14 protein-coding genes are annotated in these 15,257 nt (G+C 70.2%); 6 read left to right on the top strand and 8 right to left on the bottom strand.

Going from position 1 to position 15,257, the window contains the following annotated elements; translation table 11 throughout:
- Nucleotides 1-105 precede the first annotated feature (105 nt).
- Together BOX37_RS30845 and BOX37_RS30840 are read right to left on the bottom strand one after the other, a co-directional pair.
- The gene (locus BOX37_RS30845) at nucleotides 106-1,389 is read right to left on the bottom strand and encodes a hypothetical protein (RefSeq protein ID WP_071930678.1); all 1,284 of its coding nucleotides are present in this window, start codon (nucleotides 1,387-1,389) and stop codon (nucleotides 106-108) included.
- A gap of 52 nt (nucleotides 1,390-1,441) precedes the next feature.
- Nucleotides 1,442-3,646: an AAA family ATPase gene (locus BOX37_RS30840; RefSeq protein WP_071930677.1), complete on the bottom strand. Its 2,205-nt coding sequence runs from the start codon at nucleotides 3,644-3,646 to the stop codon at nucleotides 1,442-1,444.
- Between the two features lie 101 nt (nucleotides 3,647-3,747).
- Between BOX37_RS30840 and BOX37_RS30835 the strand changes: the two genes are divergently transcribed.
- Nucleotides 3,748-4,125: a hypothetical protein gene (locus tag BOX37_RS30835; RefSeq protein WP_071930676.1), complete on the top strand. Its 378-nt coding sequence runs from the start codon at nucleotides 3,748-3,750 to the stop codon at nucleotides 4,123-4,125.
- Nucleotide 4,126: 1 nt separating this feature from the next.
- On the opposite strand, the gene BOX37_RS30830 is transcribed toward BOX37_RS30835, so the two are convergent.
- The 5 genes from BOX37_RS30830 to BOX37_RS30810 all read right to left on the bottom strand — a co-directional run bounded on the left by BOX37_RS30830 (nucleotide 4,127) and on the right by BOX37_RS30810 (nucleotide 9,300).
- Nucleotides 4,127-4,480 (bottom strand): UBP-type zinc finger domain-containing protein, encoded by a 354-nt coding sequence (locus tag BOX37_RS30830; protein ID WP_071930675.1) that lies wholly within the window; start codon nucleotides 4,478-4,480, stop codon nucleotides 4,127-4,129.
- 138 nt (nucleotides 4,481-4,618) lie between these two features.
- Nucleotides 4,619-6,097: an ATP-binding protein gene (locus BOX37_RS30825; RefSeq protein WP_420811569.1), complete on the bottom strand. Its 1,479-nt coding sequence runs from the start codon at nucleotides 6,095-6,097 to the stop codon at nucleotides 4,619-4,621.
- A gap of 52 nt (nucleotides 6,098-6,149) precedes the next feature.
- Nucleotides 6,150-7,817: an NAD(P)/FAD-dependent oxidoreductase gene (locus BOX37_RS30820; RefSeq protein WP_071930674.1), complete on the bottom strand. Its 1,668-nt coding sequence runs from the start codon at nucleotides 7,815-7,817 to the stop codon at nucleotides 6,150-6,152.
- Nucleotides 7,818-7,908: 91 nt separating this feature from the next.
- Nucleotides 7,909-8,097, bottom strand: coding sequence for a hypothetical protein (locus tag BOX37_RS30815; protein ID WP_071930673.1), 189 nt, complete (start codon nucleotides 8,095-8,097; stop codon nucleotides 7,909-7,911).
- 174 nt (nucleotides 8,098-8,271) lie between these two features.
- Nucleotides 8,272-9,300 carry a beta-ketoacyl-ACP synthase III gene (locus BOX37_RS30810; protein WP_071930672.1) on the bottom strand — a complete coding sequence of 343 codons (1,029 nt, stop codon included), beginning with the start codon at nucleotides 9,298-9,300 and terminating at the stop codon, nucleotides 8,272-8,274.
- A 240-nt stretch (nucleotides 9,301-9,540) separates the two neighbouring features.
- Here BOX37_RS30810 and BOX37_RS30805 point away from each other — a divergent pair, with 240 nt between their 5' ends.
- The 5 genes from BOX37_RS30805 (at nucleotide 9,541) to BOX37_RS30785 (ending at nucleotide 13,815) form a co-directional block, all read left to right on the top strand.
- Nucleotides 9,541-9,813 (top strand): GlsB/YeaQ/YmgE family stress response membrane protein, encoded by a 273-nt coding sequence (locus BOX37_RS30805; RefSeq protein ID WP_071930671.1) that lies wholly within the window; start codon nucleotides 9,541-9,543, stop codon nucleotides 9,811-9,813.
- A 72-nt stretch (nucleotides 9,814-9,885) separates the two neighbouring features.
- Complete coding sequence (locus BOX37_RS30800) at nucleotides 9,886-10,599, top strand: phosphatidylserine decarboxylase (RefSeq protein WP_071930670.1); 714 nt, start codon at nucleotides 9,886-9,888, stop codon at nucleotides 10,597-10,599.
- The gene (locus tag BOX37_RS30795; RefSeq protein ID WP_071930669.1) at nucleotides 10,596-11,477 is read left to right on the top strand and encodes a CDP-alcohol phosphatidyltransferase family protein; all 882 of its coding nucleotides are present in this window, start codon (nucleotides 10,596-10,598) and stop codon (nucleotides 11,475-11,477) included. The genes BOX37_RS30800 and BOX37_RS30795 overlap by 4 nt, the downstream gene beginning before the upstream one ends.
- Before the next feature lie 165 nt (nucleotides 11,478-11,642).
- Nucleotides 11,643-12,533 carry an RNA polymerase sigma-70 factor gene (locus tag BOX37_RS30790; RefSeq protein ID WP_071930668.1) on the top strand — a complete coding sequence of 297 codons (891 nt, stop codon included), beginning with the start codon at nucleotides 11,643-11,645 and terminating at the stop codon, nucleotides 12,531-12,533.
- 82 nt (nucleotides 12,534-12,615) lie between these two features.
- The gene (locus tag BOX37_RS30785; RefSeq protein ID WP_071932024.1) at nucleotides 12,616-13,815 is read left to right on the top strand and encodes an NAD(P)/FAD-dependent oxidoreductase; all 1,200 of its coding nucleotides are present in this window, start codon (nucleotides 12,616-12,618) and stop codon (nucleotides 13,813-13,815) included.
- A gap of 136 nt (nucleotides 13,816-13,951) precedes the next feature.
- Here BOX37_RS30785 and BOX37_RS30780 read toward each other — a convergent pair whose 3' ends face one another.
- Complete coding sequence (locus BOX37_RS30780; RefSeq protein ID WP_071930667.1) at nucleotides 13,952-15,208, bottom strand: hypothetical protein; 1,257 nt, start codon at nucleotides 15,206-15,208, stop codon at nucleotides 13,952-13,954.
- Between the last annotated feature and the right edge of the window lie 49 nt (nucleotides 15,209-15,257).

The raw sequence follows: 15,257 nt of genomic DNA, 5'->3' as shown, positions 1-15,257 counted from the left end.
GTCGGGGTAGGTGGCGGTCGAGTAGCGCGATCCGATCCTACGGGCGCGCACGGGGCGCACTGTGCTCCCCCGGATCTTGCGTGTGCCATGTCACGTCATGCGTCACTATGACGACACCACCGTAGCGGACTCGTCCGGCCGGATTCGGTACAGCAGTGCCAATCCGGCCGCGGCGCCGATCGTGATGGCCAATGCGGCGCGGCCCGGCGTCGACTCCGCGGCCGTGATCCCGCCGACCGGCCAGTTGCGCAGCCGGGTGGGAATCGCCCACAGGATCGAGGGCAGATACAGCGCGCCGAGCCCGAGCACCGCGCTCGGCAGATAGCTGACCCGGATCGAGGCGAAGGTGTATCCGGCGACGCAGGCGAGCAGCCCGACCCCGATGGTCCAGACGAACGACCAGGAAAGCTGGGAGGCGCCGATGGCGTACAGGCTGATCGCCGCGATACCGAGCAGCGCGAGCCACGGTGTGGACCAGCGCGCACCGGTCAGCATGCCCGCCGTCGAGAGTGCGACGACCAGCACGACGCTCCACCCGAGGTCCGGCGCGTCGCCGAGGGAATCGGCCGCCGCGGCCAGACTGACCGCGAGCAGCACCCCCGCGCCGTCGCGGCCGGGGAGCAACAGGGCGGCCACGAACGCCGCGACCACCGACACGACCACGGCGATACCGACTTGCCAGGCAGAGGCGCGCCGACCGTCGAATTCGTGCGAGAGCCATTCGGTCGCCAGCAGCGCCGACAGCGCCAGCACCGTCGCGGCCACGATCGGGGTGATCGGCAGGTCGGCCGCCAGCCTGGTCTGGGCGGGCAGCATGACGCCGTGCCGGTGCCGCAGGGTGCTCACCACCAGCAGCACGACCACCACGATGACCAACGCCGGCGGGGTGTGCATCGTGGTCTCGGTCATCGCCGAGTCCGTACTGAACACCGCGACCACCTCGCCGTACACGAAAACCACCACCGTGCCGAGTGCGAAGCCGAGCGCCCCGAGCGCGGGCCAGCGCATCCGCAGCGCGCAGATGCCGAGCGCGCCGTAGATCACGCCGCCACTGAGCGAGTCGATGTAGTTCTGGGTGGTGAGCACGTCGGCCGAGGTCATCGTGGCGGCCACGAAGTAGTTGATCGCCAGCACCAGCGCACCACAGGTCGCGGTCAACCAGACCAGCCCCGGCCGGTTGACCGGCCGTACCAGGACCGCGATGACGACGGCGACGATCAGCCCCAGCGCGGCGGCGCGTGGAACACTGTTGACCAGACTGGTGACCCGATACGGCGAACCCTCCAGGGACGCGGCGCTGAAGGCGAACGGCAGGAACAATGCCATCCCCGCGACCGCGGCCCCGGCGAAGGCCGTGACCGCGTCCACGCCATCCCCGATCTTGGGCACGGCACGACGATACCGGCGAAAACCCCGCCCACCTGGGAGGTAGGCGGCGCGTTCAGGCCCGGTTCTCGGCGTAGCGGCGCAGCGACTCGACCTGATCGGGGTCAAGGGAAGGCCGGACGGCGCCGCGGGCCACGGCGACGTCCTCGACGGTGACATCGGCGGCGGCCATGTCGCGGCGCAGCGCCGAGAGCGCGGCCTCGCGCAGCAGCGCGGCGCAGTCGGCGGCGGAGTAGCCGTCGAGATCCTCGGCCAGCGCGGCCAGGTCGACGTCCTCGGCGAGCGGCACCGAGCGACCCGCGGTGCGCAGGATCTCGAGCCGGGCCGGGCCGTCCGGCGGCGGCACGAACACCAGCCGGTCCAGCCTGCCCGGCCGTAGCAGCGCCGCGTCGATCAGCTCGGGCCGGTTGGTCGCGCCGACCACCACCACATCGCGCAGCGGTTCGACGCCGTCGAGCTCGGTGAGCAGCGCCGCGACCACCCGGTCCGCCACCCCGGAGTCGCTGCTCTGGCCGCGGCGCGGCGCCAGCGCGTCGACCTCGTCGAGGAAGATCAGCGAGGGCGCCGAATCGCGGGCGCGCTGGAACAGCTCGCGCACCGCACGCTCCGAGGAGCCGACCCACTTGTCCATCAGCTCAGCGCCTTTGACCGCGTGCACGCTCAGCTGACCGGTACCCGCCAGCGCGCGAACCAGGAACGTCTTCCCGCACCCCGGCGGCCCGTAGAGCAGCACGCCGCGCGGCGGCTCGATGCCGAGGCGGGCGAAGGAATCGGGGTGGCGCAGCGGCCACAGCACCGCTTCGGTGAGTGCCTGCTTGGTCTCGATCATGTCGCCGACATCGTCGAGGTCGAGCGATCCGATCGCCAATTCCTCTGTCCCCGAACGCGACAGTGGCCGGATGACCTCGAGCGCGCCCACCAGATCGGCCTGAACGAGCTCGGGTTCGATCTGCTCGCGACTGGCTCGTCCGGCCGCTCGCACGGCCGCCTCCCGGCACAGCGCGGCCAGGTCGGCGACGACGAAACCCGGTGTGCGCGCGGCGATCGCGTCGAAGTCGAGTTCGCCCACGGGCACCTTGCGCAGCAGCTGTTCGAGCAGCGCGCGCCGGATCACCGCGGTCGGCAGCGGCAGCGCCAGTTCACGATCGCACAGGTCGGGGGCTCGCAGCCGCGCATCCACCTGCCCCGGATGGGCGGTCGTGGCCAGCAGCGCCACGCACGGTGCCCGCATCGCGGCCCGCAGCTGATCGAGGACCAGGGTGGCGACCGGTTCGGCCTCGGCGGGCAGCAGCGCGTCGATATCGGTGATCAGCAGGATGCCGCCCTGCCCGGCGGCGATGTCGGCCACGGCCTCGGCGACCGCGCGCAGCCGGGTGCCGCTCTCGGTCGCGCCGACGCTCGGCCCGTCGAGTTCGACGACGCGACGCGGCGCCGCGACCGCCCTGGCCAGCGTCGCCTTGCCGACCCCGGCCGGTCCGGTGACCAGCACTCCGAGACGCGCGGGCGCACCGAGGGTTTTCAGCAGCTCTGGTTCGTCGAGGGCCAGGCTCAGCCATTCGGCCAGCTTCGCGGCCTGGGCCTGCACCCCGGCCAGATCCTCGATCTGCACCGGCGCGCTGCCCACGGTCACCGACACCGGGTGCGTGTCGAGATCGGGCGGGGCCTGGCCGTCGCCGCGTTCGACCGCGTGCTGGACCGCCGCCGCGCCACTGCCCCAGCCCACGGCCGAATTGGGTTGCACGCTCACCGGTCCCGGCATCGGCTCGATCGCGGTGACGGTGAGCAGTTCGGTGGTCCAGGCGATGCCGAAGGTCCGCGAGAGCGCCTGCGTCGCCGCCGCGGAGCTGATGTCGGGACCGAGATCGCGGGGCAGCAGCGAGACCGTGTCACCGACGGTCACCACTTTGCCCAGCAGCGCCTGGCGCAAGGTGGCCGCCGGAATGCTGGCGGTCGCGTGCGCCGAGCCGCTCAGCGAGATCTGCTTGGCGCCGAAGACCGTCACCGGGGCGACGGTCACCGCCGCGTTCTCCCGCAGTCCCGCGTTCGACAGGGTCACGTCGTCGAGCAGGGCCACACCGGGCGGACTGTCGGCGGGGGCCTTGGCGACCACGGCGGCGGTCCGGCGCGCGCCGATCAAGGCGATGCCGTCCCACTCGCGCAGGCCGAGCGCGGTCAGGGTCTCGGGGTGCAGCCGCACGACCCCGCGTCGTGCGTCGGCTGCCGACGGGTTGAGCCGGGCGGTGAGCGAAAGTTCTGCCACTGTGCCATTCTGCCGTGTCCGCGCCGAGCCGACCGGACTCGGTAGGCTGCCCCGGACGCGCCGGAGGTGCCGGCGCCGCGATCCACCGGGGAAAACAGCAGATGAACCGAATCTCCCTCGTCGTCCTGGCCACCGGGACGCTCACCCTGGCGCTGGCCGGATGCGGTTCCGGCGACGAGTCCGCCGAAGCGAGCGGGCTGCGCAAGGGCACGCCGACCTCGAGCGCGATCGCGACGGCCGCGACGGCCACGGCGGCGCCGACCACCGCGGCCGCCGCCGGCTCGGCGATCACCTGCACCGAGTTCCGGGCATTGGACTCCGACGGCGAGAAGCGGGCGATCGAACAGATCTTGGCCGACAATCCGGGCAGTCAGTTCGAGGGCAGTCCGAATGTGGCGCTCGGTACCGCCAAGCTGGTGTGCCTCGCGCCGGGCTACGCGGACAGGACCGTCGCCGAGGCGATCGGGATCGGCGCGTAGCTCAGTGGATGAGTGACTGCCAGTCGGCGGGCACCCGGTCGGCCGGGCCCGGTACGGGCTGGTCGGCCGGATGACTGGTCGGCGGCGCGAGCGCGGGCCCGCCGCTGTACATCTCGCCGGTGGCGAAGTTCCAGAACCAATCCTCGCCCGGTTCGTAGCTCTGCGTGAACGGGTGCCCGGTGCTGCCGAAATGCTTGGTCGCGTGCTGACTGGGCGAACTGTCACAGCACCCGATGTGCCCGCATTCGGCGCAGCGGCGCAGGTGCACCCACCAGCCGCCGCTCGCGTCGCACTCCACACAACCGGGCCCGCTGGGCGGCACGCTCGGTTCGATCCCCGCGATCTCCTCAGCCATCTTCACTGACCTCCGTAGTCATGGCGGCTGGCGCCGCGGGTTCTCGGCCTGTTCCCTCGATCTTCCCTCCCGCCGGGTACTCCTTCGCCGCACCCTCTGGTCAGTCCGGATCGAGGCGGCCGAGAACCGATCGTTGTTCTACTGCTGGTCAGTGTCCACCGTCGGCTCCAACGGGAGGCGGACGATGAAGCGCGTGTCGCCGGGTTCGGATTCGACCCGGATGTCGCCCTCGTGCTTGTTCACCACGATGCGGAAAGAGATGTCGAGGCCGAGGCCGGTGCCGTCGCCGACCGGCTTGGTGGTGAAGAACGGTTCGAAGATCCGGCCCTTGGCCTCGGGGGCGATGCCGGGGCCGGTGTCGCCGATCTCGACGACGGCGCAGTCGTTCTCCTGATACGTGCGCACGGTCAACGTGCCCGCGCCGCCCATGGCGTAGACGGCGTTGTCGATCAGATTGGTCCACACCTGGTTGAGCTCGGCGGCGAAGCAGGGGACCGGCGGCAGCGTGCGGTCGTAGTCCTTCACGACCCGCACGCCGTCGCCGAGCTTGCGGTTGAGCATCACCAGCGTCGAGTCGAGCAGTTCGTGCAGGTCGACGACCTGGTAGGGGGCGCGGTCCATCTGCGAATACTGTTTGGCCGCGACGACCAGCGTGGAGATGCGGGTGGTCGAGTCGGCCACCTCGTTCATCAGCAGCTCGGTCTCGATGGTGTAGTTCAGCCAGCGGATCGCGCCCTCGAAGACCTGGGCCTGGCAGGCTTCCAGCGTCGCGTGCACGCCGTCGAGCCAGTCGAGGTCCAGCCCCGCCTGCACGAAGGTCGGGGCCAGGTTCCAGCCGTCGGCGATGCCGTGGTCGTCGAACCAGTCGGCCAGCGCGTCCTCCCGATCGGCGGCCTCGAGCGGGGTGAGATCGGGTGCCTTGGCGACCTGCTCGGCCGCCTGCTCCTGCAACTCGATCAGTTTCACCAGCGCCTCGGGCGAGAACTTGCCCTCGGCCATCATCTTGAGTTTGTGCCGCATCCCCGCGACCCGTTCGCGCAACCCCGCGGTGGCGCGGACCGCGGCGGCGGCCGGATTGTTGAGCTCGTGGGTGAGCCCGGCCGACAGCGAGCCGAGCGCGAGCAGCCGTTCCCGTTCGGCGATGCGCTGACTCGACCGCTGCCCACCGTAGAAGGCGCCTTCGAGCAGATGCACCGCCATCGGGAACCAGTGCTTGACCATGCGCCCGAAATCGGCGGCCCGCAGCACGAGGAACCGGGAGCGTCGCTGCACGTACATCGAGCCGGGATAGTCCTGGCTCACCTTGTCGCCCAGGTAGGCCATCCAGGCGCCCGCGTACACCCCGCGCTGGTCGGTGCGGTTGATCTCGATCTCGGTGCCACCGGAGAGCTTTGTCAGCCGCACCTCACCATCGATCAGCACGTAGAAGCAGGTCGCCGGTTCGCCCTCGCGGTACGCCAGCCCCGGCTCGAGGTACTCGATGTGGCCCGCGGCGCACAGTTCGGCCAGCTGGTCGTCGTCGAGCTTCTCGAACAGGAACAGCGTCCGCAATTCGTCGGGATCGCAGATCAGCGCGTGGTCGGTCATCGTCGCCTCCTGGGCGGTGCCGGTGGGCATGATCGGGGGCCTGCGTGGTTACGCTCCGCTACCGCCTCCGGCCGCTGACCGCTCATGCCAGATACCGGTGGACGAGCATCACGGCCATCGCGCCTTCGCCGACGGCGGAGGCCACCCGCTTGGCGGAGTCGGCGTGCACATCGCCGGCGACGAACACTCCGGGCACGCTGGTCTCCAGGTGGTGCGGTGGCCGCGGCAGCTCCCAGCCCGGTGGACGCGCGCCATCGACCATCAGGTCGGGCCCGGCGAGCACATAGCCCGCCGCGTCGCGGATGACGACGCCGTCGAGCCAGCCGGTCTGCGGTGCCGCGCCGATGAACAGGAACAACCGCTGGGCGTCGACCTTGTCCTCGGCGCCGGTGCGGTTGTCGCGCAGCACGATTCGCTCCAGGTGATCGTCACCGTCGACGCCGGCCACCTCGGTCTCGGTGTGCACGACGATGTTCGAGATCTGCGCGATCTGCTGGATCAGATAGTGCGACATGGACTTCTCCAGCGAGTCGCCACGAACCACCAGGTGTACGCGACGGGCGTTGCGGGACAAGAACACCGCCGCCTGCCCGGCGGAGTTGGCCCCGCCGACGATGTAGACCTCCTGCTCGGCGCACTCGGCCGCCTCGGTCATCGCCGAGCCGTAGTACACACCGCGCCCGGTGAATTCGTCGACTCCCGGCGCGTTGTGCCGGCGATAGTCGACACCGGTCGCGATGAGCACCGTGTGCGCGCACAGTCGACCGCCGTCGGCGAAGCGCACCGTGCGCGCCGACCCGTTGATCTCGAGCCCGACCACATCGCGGGTCGTGATGATCTCCGCGCCGAATTTGGTGGCCTGCCGCCGGGCCCGGTCGGCCAGTTGCGAACCCGACAGCCCGTCGGGGAAGCCCAGATAGTTCTCGATCCGCGAGCTCTGCCCGGCCTGGCCGCCGGTCGCGGTGCGCTCCACCAGCACCGTGCGCAGGCCCTCGGACGCGCCGTACACCGCCGCGCCGAGCCCAGCCGGTCCGCCGCCGACCACGATCAGGTCGTAGAAGTCGCCGCTGGGCTGCACGGTGAGGCCCACGTTCTCGGCCAGTTCGCTGTCGGAGGGCTGGATCAGCGCGGCGCCCTCGGCGGTGATCACCACCGGGCAGGTGGTCGGATCGGCGCCCGCGGCTTCGAGCAGCCGGGTGCCCTCGGGTTCGTCGACCGGATACCAGCGATACGGCAGCTGATTGCGGGCCAGGAATTCGCGCACCTGCGAGGAGCGCGGGGACCACCGATCGCCGACGACCTTGGTCTCGTGCACCGGCCGATGTTCGGCGCTGCGCCAGGCGTCGAGCAGCCCGTCGAGCACCGGGTAGAGCTTCTCTTCCGGCGGATCCCAGGGCTTGAGCAGGTAGTGGTCGAGGTCGATGACATTGATCGCCTCGATCGCGGCATTGGTGTCGGCGTAGGCGGTCAGCAGTACGCGCCGCGCGTAGGGGTGCAGGTCCATCGCCTGCTCGAGGAATTCGATGCCGTCCATCCCGGGCATCCGGTAATCGGCGATCAGCACCGCGACCGGCTGCCCGCGCAGCTTCAGCTCCCGCAGCGCCTCCAGTGCCTGTTGCCCCGAATCGGCGCGCAGGATCCGGTAGTCGGCGCCGTAGCGGCGGCGCAGGTCACGCACCACCGCCCGGGACACACCGGGATCGTCGTCAACGCTCAGAATGGCCGGTTTGGTTACCGCGGGAGTGCTCACGTGTCGAGTATCCCCTGCTTGTGGCGGCTGGCGCCGCGGGGTTTTCGGCCCTGTGGGCCTCAAAACCCGTGGTGGTGGTCGGCGGGGGTGTTCAGAGTTGCTGGTGCAGGACCAGGTCGAGCTCGGTGGGGGTGAGCAGGCGTTCGAGGCGTTCGTCGCGTTTGAGTTCGGTGGTGCGCGGGGCGAACGCGTTGCGGGGGAAGCTCTCGTCCGGCTCGATGGTGGGCAGCAGCGGGACCTCGTTGATGTGCCTGCGTGGCAGGAATGAGCGCAGTTTCACGGCCGATCACCTCGGGTTGACGACTTGGTGGCTGAGCGTCTTCGGTCAGCGACGATAGCGAAGAGTTTGCCAGCGGCTAGCGGATGGTGCAAGCGGGACAGGGTGGACACGGCGAGCCCACCGTGGGCGGCCTGCTCCAGTGCGGGCCGCCCCGGGCGAACGGGAGTTGCTGAGCTACCGCCAGGCGGGCAGGGTGACGACCTGCGCGGCGTAGGACAGCCCGGCGCCGAAGGCGATCAGCAGTGCGGCGTCCCCCGGCTCGGACTCGCCCTTGCGCAGCAGCGCCTCCATGGCCAGCGGGACCGAAGCGGCCGAGGTGTTGCCGGTCTCCTCGATGTCATTGGCCAGCGCGCAGTCCGCGGGCAGTTTCAGCACCCGGCTCATGATCTCGATGATTCGGCCGTTGGCCTGGTGCGGGATCATCGCGTTCAGATCGTCGGTGGTGAGCCCGGCACGGTCGATCGCCTCCCGGCAGACCTTCTCCAGTGAGTGCGCCGCCCACCGGAACACCGCGGTGCCCTCCATCGTGAGGTAGGGCCGCACCGCGTCGGTGCCCTTCTCCTCGATCTCGGTGAAGAACTCCATCCAGTCCTTGGTCTGGCGGATGGCGTGGTGCTGTGTGCCGTCCGAACCCCACACGGTCGGGCCGATGCCCTGCTCCTCGGCCGGGCCGACGATCACCGCGCCCGCGCCGTCACCGAACAGGAACGCTGTCGACCGGTCGGTGAAATCCAGTGTGTCGGTGAGTTTCTCGACGCCGATCACCAGTGCGTGGTGCGAGGTGCCCGCGCGGACCAGATCCGAGGCCATCGCCAGCGCGTGACAGAACCCGGCGCAGCCCGCCGAGATGTCGAAGGCGGCGGCGCCGGTCATGTCGAGATCGGTGGCGATGCGCGGCCCGATCGCCGGGGTGAGCAGCAGGTGGGTCGAGGTCGCGACGATGACGCAGTCGACCTGGTCGGCGGCGACGCCCGCCGCGGCCATCGCGTCGCGCGCCGCGGCCACGCTCATGCTCTGCACGGTTTCCTCGGCGGAGGCGAAGTGTCGTGTCCTGATCCCGGATCGGGTGCGAATCCACTCGTCGCTCGAGTCGATCGGGCCCGCGATCTCGTCGTTGGTGACCACCCGGGCCGGGCGGTAGACGCCCAATCCGAGGATCGCGGTGTGCTCCACCCCGGTCGTCTGGGCGATTCGAGCAGCCATGGTGCGTCTCCTATGTACCTGTCAACCTGCGGTCGCCCGCTGGGTGTACCTGAAGCATCGAAATCTGTCCCTCATCGCCCATGACCCCCGTGTGGACAACATGTGAACGGGCAGACATGAGGCGTCCTCATATTAGCGCCTGTCGCCGGAAAGTTCGTGGCTATTGTCACAACCGATCCGGGGTATACCTTGGTAGCAAGGTGATTGCCAGCCCCACCCATTCGAGGGATCGAGGACATCATGCTCGGACTCGGGATCATCAGTTGGATCATCATCGGCGGCCTCGCAGGCTGGATTGCCAGCAAGTTCATGAAGACCGACGCGCAGCAGGGCATCCTGCTCAACATCGTCGTCGGGATCGTCGGTGGTTTGCTCGGCGGTTTCCTGCTCAATCTTTTCGGCGTGGATGTCGAAGGAGCGGGCTGGATATTCAGCTTCTTCACCTGCCTGGCGGGCGCCTGCGTGCTGCTGTTCCTGGTGAGGCTGTTCACCGGGCGCAAAGCCACGCACTGACCACCGGTGGAAGCGGCGGGGTTCCCGTAAGGTGTGATCGCTCGAGTTGTCGTCACACGAAAGAGGGAGCCAGTGGCACGCCGCCCCACCCCGCCCGGCACGCCCGAGACCACCGGCGTCGGCCATGTCGTCGACCTGGTGCGGGCCGCTGTACCTCCGCTACACCCCGCCGGCCTGCCGTTCGTCGCGGTGCCGTTGGCGGTGGCGGTCGTCGGTGGCCGGAACAAATGGGTGCGCCGGGCCGGTCTCGCCGCGGCCGCCGCCTGCGCCACCTTCTTCCGTCACCCGCACCGGGTGCCGCCGAACCGGCCCGGCATCGTCGTCGCGCCCGCCGACGGTGAGGTGGCGCTGGTCGACACCGCGGTGCCACCCGCCGAGCTCGGACTCGGTGATCGGCCGCTGCCCCGCGTCAGCATCTTCCTGACCGTGCTCGACGTGCACGTCCAGCGCGTGCCCGTGTCCGGGACCGTGCGTGAGGTGCTGCATCAGCCCGGCAAGTTCCTCTCGGCCGATCTGCCCGAGGCCAGCGACGCCAACGAGCGCGCCAGCATGGTCATCGACACCGCCGACGGCAAGCAGGTCGTCGTGGTGCAGATCGCGGGCCTGCTGGCCCGGCGCATCATCTGCGAGGCCCGCGTCGGCGATCAGCTCACCATCGGTGACACCTACGGCCTGATCCGGTTCGGCTCGCGCGTGGACACCTACTTCCCGGCGGGCACCGAATTGCTGGTCGCCCCCGGCCAGCGCACGATCGGAGCCGAAACCGTGCTGGCTGTGCTGGGATGATCGACCAGGCGCACCCCGCCTCGCGCCGCAAGCGCCCCCGCTCGGTGCGGTTACTGCCAAGCGTCGTCACCATCCTGGCGCTGTGCGCGGGTCTGTCGGCGGTGAAGTTCGGTCTCGACGGTGAGCTCGGCATCGCGCTGGCCATGGTCGGCGCCGCCGCCGTGCTCGACACCCTCGACGGCCGCCTGGCCCGCATGCTCGACGCCACCAGCAAGATGGGCGCCGAACTGGACTCGCTCTCGGACGCCATCTCCTTCGGCGTCGCGCCCGCGCTGATCATCTACGTCACCCTGCTCGACGGCAACAGCGCGGGCTGGATCGTGGCCCTGCTGTTCGCCGTGAGCCTGGTGCTGCGCCTGGCCCGCTTCAACACCCTGCTCGACGACGATTCCCGCCCGAACTGGGCGCGCGAGTACTTCGTCGGTGTCCCCGCGCCCGCGGGGGCGTTGATCGCGTTGGTGCCGATCGCGCTGACAGTGCAGTTCGGCGACGGCTGGTGGGGCGGGTTCGCCTTCGTCGCCGCCTGGACCATTTTCGCCGCGCTGCTGTGCGTGAGCACCATCCCGACCCTGGCGATGAAGTCGGTCTCGGTGGCCCCGCAGGCCGCCGCCGGTCTGCTGGTGCTGGTGGCGCTGGCCGCCGCGCTCCTGGTGACCTACCCGATCGTGCTGCTGCTGATCCTGGTCGGGCTCTACCTCGCGCACATCCCGTTCGCGTGGCGGTCGGCGCGCTGGGTCGCGGCCCGCCCGGAGACCTGGCAGCACAAGCCCGCCGAGCGCAGGGCGCAGCGGCGTGCGCAGAGCCGGATGCCGCAGATCCGCCGCCCGGCGATTCGCGGATCGGCGCGTTTGCGGTTACGTCGTCCGCGCGAGGACTGAATCCTTGGCGGCTGGCGCCGCGGGGTTTTCGGCCCTGGGGGCCTCACACCCGAAGGACGATACTGCGCCTTCGGCGTTCCGTCTCGCCCTTCGGGTGCGAGGCGGCCGAAAACCCGTGGTGGTTACGGTGGGGCCGGGTGCGGCGGCTGAGCGAAGGGGGTTGTGATGGAGTCCGGTGAGGTCGGGGAGTTCCTGCGGCATCGGCCGCGGCTGTTCGCGCTCGCTTATCGCATGCTGGGGGCGGCGGGTGAAGCCGAGGACGCGGTGCAGGAGGTCTACCTGCGGTGGGATGCTGCCGACCGGGCCGGGATAGACAATCCGGAAGCGTGGCTCACCACCGTCACGGTGAACCTGTGCCGGACCTGGCTCGTCTCGGCGCGGGCCCGCCGCGAGAGCTATGTGGGCCCCTGGCTGCCCGAACCCGTGCCGACCGGCGACGGCGGGGCCCTCGGCCCGCTCGAGACCGTCGAGGCGCGGGAGTCGGTGTCGCTGGCCCTGCTCACCGCGTTGGAGCGGCTCAATCCGGTCGAACGCGCGGTGTTCGTGCTGCGTGAGGCCTTCGGGTATCCGCACGGGGAGATCGCGGCCATGCTCGGCCTCACCGAGGCCAACTCCCAGCAGATCCTGCACCGCGCGAGTCAGCGAGTGCGCGCCGGTGAGCGGCGGTTCGCGGTGCCCGCCGAGCAGGCGCGTGCGCTGATCGACCGGTTCCTCGCGGCCGCGGCGACCGGTGACGTCACCGGCCTGCGCACCTTGCTCGCCGACGACGTGGTCGCCATGGCCGACGGCGGCGGCAAGGTCAACGCGGCCCGGCGCCCGGTGACCGGTGCCGAGCATGTCGCGCGCTACCTGGTCGGCCTGACCAGGTTCCTCACCCCGGCGAGCACCTTCGGCGTCGACGAGATCAATGGCGAGCCGGCGTTGCTCGTGCGCGAGGACGGCGTGGTGCCGAGCTCGGTGCTGTTCTTCGAGGTCGATGCCGAGGACAAGGTCGCCACTGTGCGCATCGTGGTGAACCCGGACAAGCTCGGATTCGTGGTGGCCGCGCGGGCGTGAGCCGGATCACCCCGCGCGGCTGTCAGGAACCCGGTGGCTGTTCGGTCTGGTGGGTGTCGGCATTGTCGAGAGGAGCCACACCATGACCGAGCAGCATCGGATCGTCGTCCTCGGCGCGGGATACGCGGGCCTGGCCGCGGCCCGCCGCTTGGCGAAGAAGTCACGCGACACCGCGATCACCGTGGTGGACGCGCGGGCGGAGTTCGTCGAGCGGGTACGCCTGCATCAGGAGGCAGCCGGGCAGTCGATCAAACACTGGGACCTGCGTGAGCTGTTGGAGCGCAAGGGTATCGAGTTCGTGCGGGCACGGGTGGTCGAGCTGGACCCGGTCGCCAAGCGGATACGGCTGGCGGACGGGGCGGTCACTGACAGCGGTCCCCAGCACGCGGTCGACGGCTTGTCCGGCGAGCGCGACAACGACCGCGACAGTGCGCACGGACGCGCCGACGCGCATGGCCTCGATCAGCCGGTTCGTGTTCTCGACTACGACACCCTCGTCTACGCGCTCGGCAGCGCGGCCGATCGCCGCGGTGTGCCCGGGGTCGCTGAGCACGCCCGCTCGGTCGCGACACCCGAGGAGGTCCGTGCCGTGCCCGCCGGGCCGGTGGTCGTGGTGGGCGCGGGTGCGACGGGGATCGAGCTCGCCGCGGAACTGGCGGAGGCGCAGCCGGATTCACCGGTCACACTGATCAGCGCGAACGAACCGGGTGCCTGGCTGTCCCCGCGGGCGGTCGACAGCATCCGCGCCACGCTGACCCGGCTCGGCGTCGACATCCGGGCCGACGCCAAGGTGGTCGAGGTGCTGCCCGATGGCGTCCGTCTCGCCGACGGCACCACCATTCCCGCCGTGACCACCGTGTGGACCGCCGGTTTCACCGTCCCCGACCTCGCCCGGCGCGCCGGTCTCGCGGTCGACGACCTCGGCCGCGTCCGCACCGACGCCACGCTGCGCTCCCTCTCGCACCCCGACATCTACGCCGCGGGCGACGCTGCCCTGATGGCGGGTCCCGGTGACCGTGAGCTCCGAATGGCTTGCGCGACAGCTATTCCCGCCGGCGGCTATGTCGCCACCGCGATCATCGCGCGAGCGCGCGGCCACGAACCGGAGCCGATGAAGTTCCGCTACTACCTGCAGTGCATCAGCCTCGGCCGCCGCGACGCCGTCATCCAGATCCTCCAGCCCGACGACACCCCGGGCGCCCGGGTACTGACCGGTCGGACCGGGGCATGGGTCAAGGAGCTGGTCGTGCGCGGCGCCGGAATATCGGTCAGGATGCGCTGATCGGACAGCGCGGCACGACTCCGACGCGCGGTGCGGACGCCGACTCGCCATGACGGGAGTTGGACCGTTGATCACCAGGCTCCCAGGTAAGTATCGGCCGAGAGGCGAACGCCACCAGTGCCTGGTGATCAACTGTTCAGTCGGGGGTGGGGAGTTGTCCGGGTGCGTGTCGGCGTAGGCGGGTGAGGAGTGCGGGCGTCCACGGTGCGAGGGCGAGGAGGCCGATCCCGATGAGCCACGGCAGGCGCCACCACCAGCGCAGGTCATGCTCGATTGGCGAGTGGGTCGCGGTCAACAGGCGAGCGGTCGAGGACCACACGACGAACGCGTCTCCGATCGGCAGCGCTCCGAACGCGTACCGCTTGGTGCCGGGGAGGCTGATGGGCAGGCCGAGCAGTTCACCTTCGGCACCGATCGCGGCGGCCAGTTCGCCGTCACCGTTGACCCGCGCGGCACCGAGCCCGACCACGGTGGCGGACAGGCTGACTCCCGCGACGAGCGGTCCGGAGTCGACATCACCGCGGCCGTCGACGCCGTGCGGATACTCGCGCACCGCGGGTCCGAATCCGCCCGGATACGCGACGAACAGGTCGCGATAGCGGGCGTACTGCGCAGCGGCGAACGCCGGGTCGATCTCGGGTAGGAAGCGGTGGATCATCGCTTGCGAGGTCGCCCGGGCGCCGGTGCGCGGCGACCCGTCCTGTGGCGAAACCTGGTGGGGGATCAGGTTGGTCGCCGGGTCCAGCCGCTCCTGGACCTGTGCGACCCACCGGTCGGTGACCCGCGTGAATCGATTGCCGAGCAGGTGATCGTGCAGACGCAGCGAGGCGATGGCCACCGTGGAGTCGACCGGCCACGCCTGACCTGGATACGCCTGCAGGAACGGGGTTCTCGCTTCGGTGAACGCCTGGGCGAGCGCTGTGCTGTGCTCGGAGAAGCGCTGTACCTCAGCCGAGTCCGTCGCGTCCAGCGACAGGATCGCGCCACGCAACCAGTTCGTCCACCCGGCCCAGAACACGCCATGGGCAGGCTGCAACTCGGCGCTGAACACCGCCTTGCCTTCCTCGGATTCCATTCTGTCCAGCGCCCAACGGGCTTCGCGAAGCGCCTCCTCGCGAAGCTGTGGGTCCGTATGCGCGGCCTGGACCCAGGCGATTCCGTACAGCGCGTTCAGGAACAGATGACCCTCTGGAAACTGGCGTTGCGCGGCGGTATCGGCACCGTCGTCGAGCGCGGCGCGCACAAAGGCCAGCTGTCGTTCGGTGGCGCCGGGCTGGGCCTCGATTCCGGGTTGTGGCCACAGGAATCTGGCCGCCGCGAGCACGAACGCCAGCGTCACGACCATACCGACGGCGCCCAGCGCCCACCGGCCCCCACGATGAAGTCTCCCCATGGGAACACTGTGCCACCACGCATCGTCAACTGATGGTTGACGATGCGTC

Source organism: Nocardia mangyaensis (assembly GCF_001886715.1).
Lineage (GTDB): Bacteria > Actinomycetota > Actinomycetes > Mycobacteriales > Mycobacteriaceae > Nocardia > Nocardia mangyaensis.
This window is presented reverse-complemented; position numbering and strand designations above follow the sequence as displayed.